The sequence below is a fragment of the Bifidobacterium sp. ESL0775 genome (assembly GCF_029395475.1).
Taxonomy (GTDB): domain Bacteria; phylum Actinomycetota; class Actinomycetes; order Actinomycetales; family Bifidobacteriaceae; genus Bifidobacterium.
This window is the reverse complement of the sequence record NZ_CP113917.1, coordinates 225476-236660: the sequence shown is the minus strand read 5'-3', so window position 1 is coordinate 236660 and position 11185 is coordinate 225476. Positions and strand designations below refer to the sequence as shown.

Sequence of the window (11185 nt, the reverse complement as noted above, 5' to 3'; positions counted from 1 at the left end):
TATCTTGATACCCTTGATTCCGTGTATTATTGCGGTAAGAATACTCTTGATTTCGTGTATAATCAAAGGCGTTAATATCCTTGATTCCGTGAGAAACCCAGTTATTGCAACGGAAACCGGTAATGGAGAATATGATGGAGAAAACTCCCGTTTTCGAACGCAAGGCCCTCGGCCGGCTGGAGCAATGGAAAGCCGAGTCGAACGGCAGCACGGCCATGCTCATCGAAGGCGCACGGCGCGTGGGCAAAAGCACGCTCGCCACCGAGTTCGGCAGGCGGCACTATGCCTCCTGCCTGCTGGTCGATTTCTCGACCGCTCCGGACGACGTCCTCGGCTACTTCCGCGACCTGCGTAACGATCTGGACACCTTCTTCCTGTACCTCTCCGCATTCTACGGAGTCAAATTGCACGAACGCGACAGCCTCATCATCTTCGACGAGGTGCAGCTCTACCCCAAGGCCCGCGAGGCGATCAAGCAGCTCATCGCCGACGGGCGCTACGACTATATCGAAACCGGCTCGCTGGTATCCATCCGCGAGAACGTGCGCGACATCCTCATCCCCTCGGAAGAGGAATCCATGCGCCTCGACCCGATGGACTTCGATGAATTTCTCTGGGCGCTTGACGAGCGCCCTCTCGCCGATGCCATCCATACCTCGTTCGCCAAACTCAAGCCGTTACCAGATGCGGTGCACCGCAAGGCCACACGGCTTTTCCGCGAATACATGCTGGTCGGCGGCATGCCCCAGGCCGTCACGACCTACGCCCGAACGCACGACTTCGGCGCGGTCGACCGGACCAAACGCCTCATTCTTAAACTCTATCGCGAAGATATCGCCAAACACGGCGGCACCAGCCAGCTACGAGTCACACGGATATTCGACAACCTCGTCGGCCAGCTCTCCAAAAAGGAGAAACGTTTCAACATCACCTCACTCGGCGCCGACGCGCGCAAACGCGACTACGACGACGCCTTCTTCTGGCTTTCCGACGCCTTCGTCACCAACGACTGCTTCAACTCGACCGACCCCGGCGTGGGCCTAAAAATCAGCGAGGACCACTCGACGGTGAAATGCTACTTGGCAGACACCGGACTACTCGTCTCACTCGCCCTCTCCGACGCCGACATCACCACCAGCGACGTGTACCGCGACGTGCTTCTCGGCAACGTCAGCCTGAACGAAGGCATGCTTGTCGAAAACGTCGTCGCGCAGCTGCTTCGCACATCGGGGCACCGCCTGTTCTTTTACTCCCGCAGCGACCGCGAGCACGCCGAAAACCGCATGGAAATCGACTTCCTCATCGTCGAGCTCTACAAGAACGCCGGCATGAAAGCGCGAGTGAGTCCCATCGAGGTCAAGTCCGGAAAACGGTATTCCACAATCTCACTCAACAAATTCAAGGCCAAATTCGGCCCCCAGGTCGGCACACGCTACATCCTGCACCCCAAGCCACTCAGCGTAAACGGTGACGTGGTGCGCCTCCCCCTCTACATGGCAGGGCTGCTTTAGGATCGAGTATCTAAAATCTGATAATTCTCAGCAGATTCCAAAAACATGTCTCTTGAAATTTCTGTGGCAGACTGCATAGAACTTCGGGAGTAGATATTGCTAAATCTATGGAATAGACCTCGCTAAAGATCGGGGCGACTACTCTCCCTGCACGACCTGCAGCAAATCATCGACCAAGCGGACGTCGACCAGCTCAGCCCCGTAACCATCGACATACGTACACCCATATTCAGCATGGCGGGATAGAAAATCAAGGCATCTTTGTGAACATTTCAGGCATTATTCCGGACACTATTTTCATCGATTTACCAACGTTTTCGTCGAATTTTTCTAGGCATTCCAGACATTCCAAGAAAGTAGATAAAATATGTCTTATCGACCAATATATATGTGAAATTTTTGTAAATACGCGTGGCGCCATTTGACTTTTCGATAATCTTAAGTTGTTAAAAGCCACCAGTACTCCGAAAGGGGACATCCTAGGGTGGCATTTTCATACGCGAAAAGGACAGCACCGTGGCTGAACGACCCCTTATTCCTTACCCTTCACACGAGGCCATGGCTCCCGAACAGCTAGCCTCACGACTCATGGACAAGGGCCTGCAAGGTATAACCTCCGATGACTTGGCCAACCGGATACAACGCGTAGGCTACTATCGGCTCAAAGGCTACTGGTATCCATTCTTGACACCCCAGGACGATAACCAGAGTAAGCGGAACCTACCATTCCTTCCAAATACCGACTTCAGCGACATCTGGGAACGCTACATCTTCGACCAGCAACTAAGAGTCGTGGTATTCGACGGAATCATCACCATAGAGGCTTTTCTGAGAAGTTTCCTCGGTACCAAACTGGCCCTCTTCCACGGATCTTTCGGTTACATGGAGAAAGCAGGATTACCAAACCTATCTGACGGTGGCCCGCAGGGCTGGCACGCCGCCCTTGAGAACTTCCTTCGTTCCTACTCACGCTCACAACTACCCTACATCAGACATTTCAGAAAGACATACAGCAATCCCCTGCCGCCATACTGGATGCTCGTCGGCTGCCTTGACTACGGCACACTGAAGCTTTTCCTATACCAAGGAGCTCCGGAACACATCAAAAACGAACTGGCGTGCAGGCTCGGCATGCCCAGCTCAAACCCCCAGACATCGGAGAGAGGCGACGTGAAACGCCTTGACCAATGGCTCGAAACCATCAGATGCGTGAGAAACATGACGGCCCACCACGACCGCCTATGGAACTCCAAATCAAATCTAATAGCGCCAAAACTTCCAGACAGCCTTCCCACACGGACATACCAAGGCGACTGGTGGGGCCACGACTGGGACTTCCTGCGCGGGCGACAAGGCCCGGCAACGTTCATCACCATGGAAAACTACCTGCTCAAACAGATTGAAGGCACCAACAACTGGCAAGACAAATTCATCAAACTCATGGACGACAACCCCCACATTCCGGTCACCCAAATGGGATTCCCGCTCGACTGGCGGGACCAGAACCTCTGGAAATGAAATCAGCCTCGGCGTGAACAAGGGCCACCGCATCGTGGTCTACGGCGGTGACCAGTCATTCAACACCAAATGGGGCCCCTGCTCTTCCTGCACGACCTGCAGCAAATTATCGACTAAAGGCTAGTCCCTAATAAGGGCCCGCACTTGCCGCATCTATAGACGCGCACAATGAAGAAATTGCACGGATTGGGGGGCAAAATCGCAACTGGTTTGAGGCCTCGCGTAAGATGGGTACGGATAGAAAGGGGCTCGGATGAGCGTTTTTGATCGTTTTGAGAAAAGCGTTGAGGGAGCCGTCAACGGCGTCTTCTCGAAGTTCGGCTCGAAAGACCTCCAGCCGGTCGACCTCTCCAGCGCTCTCGAACGCGAGATCGACGCCGAGGCCATGCCGGTCGGGCGCGACCGCACCGTCGCCCCGAACGAATACCGCTTCAAGCTGAGCACGCCCGACTTCGACCGCATCGAGCAATGGGGCAGCGAGACGCTGGCCAACGAGCTCGCGGACAACCTCACGCAATACGCCAAAAGCCAGCACTACGCCTTCGTCGGCCCCGTCGTGGTCATCTTCGAGGAAGACCTTGACTTGAGCAAGGGCAACTTCAAGCTCACTAGCGAATCCGTGCAAGGCAACGCCGTTCCCGTGACCACCGAGAACCAGTCGCAAGACAGCCCGATGCTTGAGATTAACGGCAACCAATACCTCCTCACCAAAGACAAGACCATCGTCGGCCGCGGCTCCGGCTGCGACATCGTCATCGACGATCCGGGCATCTCCCGCAACCACCTCGAGATCGACATCACCCCGAACGGCACCATCGCCCGCGATTTGGGCTCCACCAACGGAACCTACGTGGAAGGGCACCAAGTGCCGGCGGCGACCCTGCTCGACGGCAACACCATTACTATCGGCCGCACCCGCATCCTCTATTGGGCTTCATCGCAGGATCAGGAATAACGGCCAGACGCCAGGTACATCGCCAATGATCACCGAACTTACCTTTGCGATTCTCAAGTATGGCTTCCTCGCCCTGCTCTGGGTTTTCGTATGGCTCGCCGTCCGCTCGCTGAAACGCGACGTCGACACACTGAGCCCGCACAAATCGTGGTCGCACCGCAAGAGTGCACGACGCGCGCGCAAGGCCGCCGAATCCAACCCGATGCCCGCCATGGCGAACGCGCCTATGGCCACCTCGCACCGCGGCAACCCAGGCATGCAAATGGGCAGCGCTGGCGGAGCCGGTGTCAACGCCAAACCGACGCTTCTGACCATCATCGACGGGCCGCTCGCCGGTTCCTCCGTTCCGTTGAGCAACGGCACCATCACCCTCGGCCGCTCCAGCTCGAACACCGTCGTGCTTGACGATGAATTCGTCTCCTCGCAGCACGCCCGCGTCTACGCCGACCCCGCCTCGGGCTCCTGGGCCATCGAAGACCTTGGCAGCACGAACGGCACCATCGTCAACCACCGCCGCATCACCTCGCCCGTGGTCCTGCCCGCGCGCGTGCCGGTGCGCATCGGCGCCACGACGTTCGAATTGAGGTGACCGCGATATGCCAGACACCTCAGATTCCTCATTGACACCGGAAAATCCGGATAATGCCAACATGCCACCTTCGATTCCGGTGAGCGGGATCGATAGTCCTTCTTCTGTTGCGCCTTCCAACGCTCATCCGGTCCGTAAGACGCCGGACGCGACCCCAACTAACCAAGCCAGCGCGACCAACTCAGCCCAAACCGCCAACACAGCGCATATCCTCGACCACAGCTTGGGCGCACAGCCTCAGCAACAACTCTTCCTTTATTCCACAACGGTCTCCGACGTGGGCACGGTGCGCAGCAACAATCAGGATTCCTCGTTCGCCGGCGAGCACCTCGTCGCCATCTGCGACGGCATGGGCGGCCACGCTGGCGGCGACACCGCCTCAACCATCGCCATCCGCTCGCTGGCGCATATCGAGCAGAGCGGCGCCAAAAACGACGTCGCGTCCATCGCCTCGATGATGGAGACCAGCGTGATGGCGGCCCACGACGCGATCGTCGGGAAGGCGAAACGCGAGCGCACGCTGGCCGGCATGGGCACCACGGTGACGGCCGTGGCCCTGGTCGACGGCCATTGGGTCGTCACCCACATCGGCGACTCCCGCGCCTACCTGCTGCGCGACGGCAAGATCCGCCGCATGACGCAGGACCACAGCTACGTCCAGCACCTGATCGACACCGGACGTATTACAGAAGCCGAAGCCCGCAACCACCCGCAACGCAATGTGGTGATGCGCGTGCTCGGCGATTTCGACATCGACCCGCACCCCGACATCGGCATCTTCTTGGCCCAGCCATCCGACCGCTGGCTGCTCTGCTCCGACGGCCTTTCCGGCGTGCTGGAGGACGACACCCTCGAGACCATGCTCGCCACGGTCTCTGACGAGGAGGAATGCGCCCAACAGCTGGTCGCCATGGCTCTGAAGGCCGGCAGCACCGACAACGTCACGGCGGTGATCGCCGACGCCACGCTCGCGCTCGACGCGGATTCCTTCGACCTGCCCCATCAAACGCCGCTGATCGGCGGGGCCGCAAGCTCGAACCTCGAGGCCATCGCAGACATCATCAAGGAGCCCGTCGCCTCCTCGCCCGCGTTGCGCTTGGGCAAACAGTCGCCCGCGCAGCGCGCCGCAGCCCTCTCCCACGCCGAAAGCAACAGCGCGGCCGACGATTCCTCCAATACCGGCGAAGCCCCGGAAGCCAGCGCTTCCAGCACCGGCCAGGAGTCGGAAAACCCGGATGCGCAAGACACCTCGGCCGCAGGCGGCAGCATCGTCCATGTGGCGCAGCCCTCGGCCGTGCGCGACGAAAACGACGACAAGGCCAACATGGACACCGGCGAGATTCCGGTGGTCACCAAGAAGGACGGCCGCGTCTCAGCCGATCCCAACGACCCGGAGGTCGCCCGGGCCATCCGTCGTGAGCATCTACGTAATCGCAAAAACGAACGCCGCAAACGCAACCGTGGACGTATAGCGGTCATCGTCGCCTTCGTCGTGGCCCTGGCCGCCGTGCTCGGCGTGGGCTTCGGGGCCTACCGCTGGAGCCAGACAAAGTATTACATTGGTACCAGCGACGGGGCCGTGGCCATCTACCAGGGCGTCAACACCAACCTCTTCGGCGCACGGCTTTCCCACAAGGTCGAATCCACCGACATCAAGCTTTCCAACCTGCCGCAATCCTGGACGGACGAGCTCAACCAAGGCATCACCGTAGACTCGTTCGACGAGGCTAAAAGCCATGTCGCGATGATCAAGAAAGAGGCCAAGACCCTCGACAAGTCCAAATCAAAGGGCAAGACCACACCGTGGCCGTGGGCAAGCCAGGAAAGCACAGACGGTTCCGGTGCGAGCGGCGCGAACAGCTCAAGCGCGCCAAACGACGCCGAGCTCAGCACTCTCAACGGTTCCGACAACCAAGGCTCCAATCCCAGCGATTCCGGCTCCGGCGATGAGGGCGCCAACACAAGTAACCTGAGCCCCAACGCGGCTCCGTCGGCGAGCGCCGAAACCCCGTCCGCAATCATCACCAGCGCAAAGGCGGCGAACGCATGATCGCCACTCGCTTCCGTCAGATCGGCCTGCTGCTGTTCGCCATCGCAATCAGCGGCATCGCCTTTTTCCAGCTTTTCGCGCGCGTCTACAGCGGCTTCCCCGCCAAGTACGTCACTATCCTGTGCGTGGTGGCGGCTCTCTTCATCCTGCTTTGGGCGCTGTTGCTGAAATTCCAGCCTTATGCGAGCCAGGAGATCCTGCCGTGCGTGATGCTCTTGACGGCCATCGGCACGATGATGATCGCGCGCATCGATTACGACAAGAAGACCTCCGTGGCCTTCCGCCAGCTGATCTGGGTGTGCGTCGCGCTGGCGCTGACCTGCGTTTTCATCGTCGCCCTGCGTGATTACCGCGTCCTGCGCCGCTTCTCGTATGTGAGCATGGTGGTGGGCCTGGTGCTGCTGCTCTCCCCCATGATTCCCGGCCTGGGCAAGGAGATCGGCGGCGCGCGCATCTGGATCGGCTTCGGCTCGCACACCCTGCAACCCGGCGAATTCGCCAAACTCTTCCTCGCCTTCTTCTTCGCGGCCTACCTCTTCAACCACCGCGACCAGCTGGCCGTCGGCGGCAAGAAAGTGGCCGGCCTGCAGCTACCCCGCGTGCGCGACATGGGTCCGTTGATCCTCGTCTGGTTCGCCTCCATCGGCGTGCTCGTCGTCCAGCATGACCTCGGCACCTCCCTGATGTTCTTCGCGATGTTCGTCTCGATGCTTTATGTCGCCACCGGCCGTGGCAGCTGGCTCATCATCGGCGGCATCGCCTTCGTCGTCGCCGCGGTCTTCTCCGTGAAGGTATTCGCGCACGTCGGCTATCGCGTCGACGGCTGGCTCCACCCCTTCGACGCGGCCGTCTACAACCGCAGGTACGGCAGCTCCTACCAGCTGGTCACCGGCCTCTTCGGCCTCGCCTCGGGTGGTCTGCTCGGCACCGGCATCGGCCAGGGCCACCCCGCGCTCACCCCGCTGGGCAATTCCGATTTCATCTACTCCTCCCTCGGCGAGGAGCTGGGCCTGTCCGGTCTGATGGCCATTTTGATGCTGTATTTGATCATCATCACCTCGGGCCTTCTGACGGCGATGAAAATCAAGGACGGCTTCGGCAAGCTCTTGGCCAGTGGCCTCGTTTTCACCATGGCCTTCCAGGTCTTCACCGTCGTCGGCGGCCTCACGCTAGTCATCCCGATGACGGGGCTCACGATGCCGTACATGGCGGCCGGCGGTTCGTCGCTGGTGGCCAATTACCTGCTTGCCGCGCTGCTCATCGTCATCTCGAACGAGGCCAACAAGCCGGAGCCCGAAGGCGAGCTTTCCAACACCATGCAATACGAGGCGATGGAGGCGTTGAACAAGCGCAGCGCGCAGAAGAAGCGCAATGAAGGCCGCCATTCGCGTTCCCGTTCACACTCGGATTCAAATTCGGATGAGACACAGCCGACGACGTCCAGCTTCCCGGTGGCTTCGTCAGTTTCGCAACGCGACGCCGAGGCGCCGGCGAGCGCCGAAACCGTCCCCGTCCCGCAAGCGGGCCCGCGCGTGGCGTCGAGCTCATCTTCGGATGTGTTGCCGCAGACGCCGTCTCAGCCAGTCGCCGCCGATCCGCAAGCCCAAACGCAGGGGAACGCCGGCAATACGCCCGCAGCCGCAGGTCAAAGTCCTGAGGATTCGGGGATCCAAAGCTTAAGTTTTGACGATCTGATGGGAGGCGCGCGATGAACAAATACCTGCGCCAGCTTTTCACCGCGGTCGTCGTCCTCTTCACGATCCTCGGGCTCTCCAGCACGATGATCACGGCCATCAAGGCCAACAAGCTCAACAACGACCCACGCAACCAGCGCGGCCTCTACCACGAGTTCAACGCCCCGCGCGGCCCCATCCTGGCTGCCGACGGCACGGTGATGGCGAAATCCGACCCGGTGAACGACCCGTTCGCCTACCAACGCTCCTACTCCAACGGCCCGCTCTACGCGCCCGTGACCGGTTACTTCTCCATCAGCCAGCGCGCCGACCGCGGCATCGAGGACTCACGCAACAAGCTCCTGACCGGGGAGTCGAACCAGCTTTTCTGGCAGCAATTCAAGTCGCTGTTCACCGGATCGGCCAACAAGGGCGCCTCCATCGAGACGTCCATCGACACGAAGCTCCAGCGCGTCGCCTACGACCAGCTGGCCGGCAGAAGCGGCGCGGCAGTCGCCTTCGAGCCCAAGACCGGCCGGATACTCGCGATGGTGTCGACACCGAGCTACGACCCGAACACGCTGGCCAGCCATGACACCACCAAGGTCAACCAGGAATACTCCAAGCTGACCGCCGACAAGGCGAACCCGATGCTCAACCGTGCTATCTCCGAGCTCTATCCACCTGGATCCAGCTTCAAGACGGTGGTGGCCACAGCGGCCTTGGAAAGCGGCAAATACCAGCTGGATACACGCATCCCGGCGGGCGCGAGCTATACGCTGCCGAACACCAACACGAAGCTGACCAACACCGGCAGCGCGGCGAACGGCGGCGCCGACGGCCAGATCTCGTTCGAGGACGCGTTGGCCTACTCGTCCAACACCGCCTTCGCGCAGCTTGGCGGCGCGCTCGGGGCGCAGGCCATCGAGGACACGGCCAAGAAGTTCGGTTTCGGCTCATCCATCCAGATCGACGGCTCGAATTCGACGGGCGACCCCATGCAGGCCATCGCCTCGAAATTCCCCGACAACCCGTCCCCGGACCGCCTCGCGCTGGCGTCTATCGGCCAGGGCGACACCCAGGAGACGCCGTTGCAGAACGCGATGATCGCCTCGGCCATCGCCAACGGCGGAACGCTGATGCGCCCGACGCTGGTCGACCGGGTGCGTTCCAGCGACCTCACGGTCATCTCGACCACCAGCCCGGGCGTGATGAGCCAGCCGATGAGCAAGGACACGGCCGGCAAATTGACGGAGATGATGAAGGCCGTCATCACCAAGGAGAATCCGAACCTGGCCATTCCCGGCGTCTCCGTGGCGGCCAAGACCGGCACCGCGCAGATCGGCGTGGGCAACCAAAGCAACGACGGCTGGATCATGGGCTTCGCGCCCGCCGACGACCCGAAGATCGCGGTCGCCGTGGTCGTCCATAGCACCGACCAACTGGGCGGCTCCGCTGCCGGCCCGATCATGAAGGCGATAATGAGGGAGGCACTGGGCAAATGAAGCTCGTTGAAGGTCAACTGATTCACAACCGGTACCGCCTCGATCGCCGGCTCGCGCAAGGCGGGATGGGCGAGGTCTGGAAGGGCTACGACATCCAACTGGGACGTGTCGTGGCCATCAAGGCGTTGCGTGGCGACCTCACCGACGTGGAGGCCAAGCGGCGCAGGCTGCGCATCGAGGCGCACAATTCCGCCGATCTGGCTCATCCGAACATCGCCGCGCTCTTCGATTACTACGAGCACGACGGCATCGGCTTTTTGATCATGGAGTATGTCGACAGCGAGTCGCTGGCCGACATGTACCGCGAGAAGGGCGCGATCGACCCGCTCGAGCTGCTGCCGATTTTGGTGCAGGTGGCTCGCGGGCTTTACGTCGCGCATTCCCACGGTGTAATACATCGTGATGTGAAACCCGCCAATATCATGGTCTCCAAGGACGGCGAGGTGAAAATCACCGATTTCGGCGTCTCCTACTCCACCAACCAGGCCCAGATCACGCAGGATGGCATGGTGGTGGGCACCGCGCAATACATCTCGCCGGAGCAGGCGCAGGGCAAGAAGGCCACGCCGCAGTCCGACATCTATTCGCTGGGCGTGGTGGCCTATGAGGGGCTGTGCGGGCATCGCCCGTTCACCGGCGCCACTCCCGTCGACATTGCCGCCGCGCACGTCAACGACGCGGTTCCGCCGCTGCCGGACACGGTCGACGTGCAGCTGGCCCAGTTCGTGATGTCGATGCTTTCCAAGAACCCGCTCGACCGGCCGAAGGACGCGCTGGTCGTCTCGCGCACGCTCTCGCACATCGAACGCCGGCTGATGGACCAGCAGGCCGCGCTGGACGACACCACGATGGTCTCGCGCGACGGGCGCATCGCGCGCCGCGTGGTCAGTGCTCCGTACTCCGCCGACGGACGGGTGGCCGGCGGCAACGCCTCCGCGTTCCATCCGCAGCAATCCGCGCCGGTGTCGGCCGAGTCCACCGAATCGGCATCCACGCCCGCGCCTCAACTTGAGGCCAACGACCACTCGGACGATACGGGAAAGGCGCTCGTCGTCAGCAGTACCGAGATCGTCGGCATCGACGATGACGAGAATGCAGGCGATACAAGCAACGTTGCCGACGACCAAACCGCCCTCGGTACCAGCGATACAGCCAGCACCAGCGGTGATACCGCGAGCGCCAGCAACGCCAATCACGCCGACAGCTCCATCGAGGGCAACACCATCAACACCGTCTCCAGCAACGCCGAAGACGACGGCACCACAGGCAGCCACTACCCGCCGGCAGTGCAAGAGGCGCTGAACACCATGACGGCGACCGTCCACGCCATCCAAGACATCGGAATTTCAAACAACTTGACGCAAGACAATGCCGACTCGTCGGC

7 protein-coding genes and 1 pseudogene are annotated in these 11185 nt (G+C 60.9%); all 8 read left to right on the top strand.

The genetic code is table 11. The features are described 5' to 3' along the window. Nucleotides 1-131 precede the first annotated feature (131 nt). Nucleotides 132-1511: an AAA family ATPase gene (locus tag OZX73_RS00690; protein ID WP_277149687.1), complete on the top strand. Its 1380-nt coding sequence runs from the start codon at nt 132-134 to the stop codon at nt 1509-1511. 558 nt (nt 1512-2069) lie between these two features. After that, entirely contained in the window at nt 2070-3029 is a 960-nt protein-coding gene (locus tag OZX73_RS00685; protein ID WP_277149685.1) for an Abi family protein, read from the top strand. Between the two features lie 253 nt (nt 3030-3282). Next, entirely contained in the window at nt 3283-3984 is a 702-nt protein-coding gene (locus OZX73_RS00680) for a DUF3662 and FHA domain-containing protein (protein WP_277149683.1), read from the top strand. A 25-nt stretch (nt 3985-4009) separates the two neighbouring features. Beyond that, nucleotides 4010-4573 carry an FHA domain-containing protein gene (locus OZX73_RS00675; protein ID WP_277149681.1) on the top strand — a complete coding sequence of 188 codons (564 nt, stop codon included), beginning with the start codon at nt 4010-4012 and terminating at the stop codon, nt 4571-4573. Nucleotides 4574-4580: 7 nt separating this feature from the next. Beyond that, on the top strand, nt 4581-6623 hold the full coding sequence (locus tag OZX73_RS00670) for a PP2C family serine/threonine-protein phosphatase (protein WP_277149680.1): 2043 nt from the start codon (nt 4581-4583) through the stop codon (nt 6621-6623). Beyond that, nucleotides 6620-8335: an FtsW/RodA/SpoVE family cell cycle protein gene (locus tag OZX73_RS00665; protein ID WP_277149678.1), complete on the top strand. Its 1716-nt coding sequence runs from the start codon at nt 6620-6622 to the stop codon at nt 8333-8335. The genes OZX73_RS00670 and OZX73_RS00665 overlap by 4 nt, the downstream gene beginning before the upstream one ends. Continuing rightward, a complete protein-coding gene (locus OZX73_RS00660; protein ID WP_277149677.1) occupies nt 8332-9801 on the top strand; it encodes a penicillin-binding protein 2 in 1470 nt (489 codons plus the stop codon). Before OZX73_RS00665 ends, OZX73_RS00660 begins: the two co-directional genes overlap by 4 nt. Beyond that, nucleotides 9798-10649, top strand: a pseudogene (locus OZX73_RS00655) (serine/threonine-protein kinase); the annotation flags it as partial. The gene OZX73_RS00660 and the pseudogene OZX73_RS00655, both read left to right, overlap by 4 nt. Nucleotides 10650-11185: the final 536 nt, after the last annotated feature.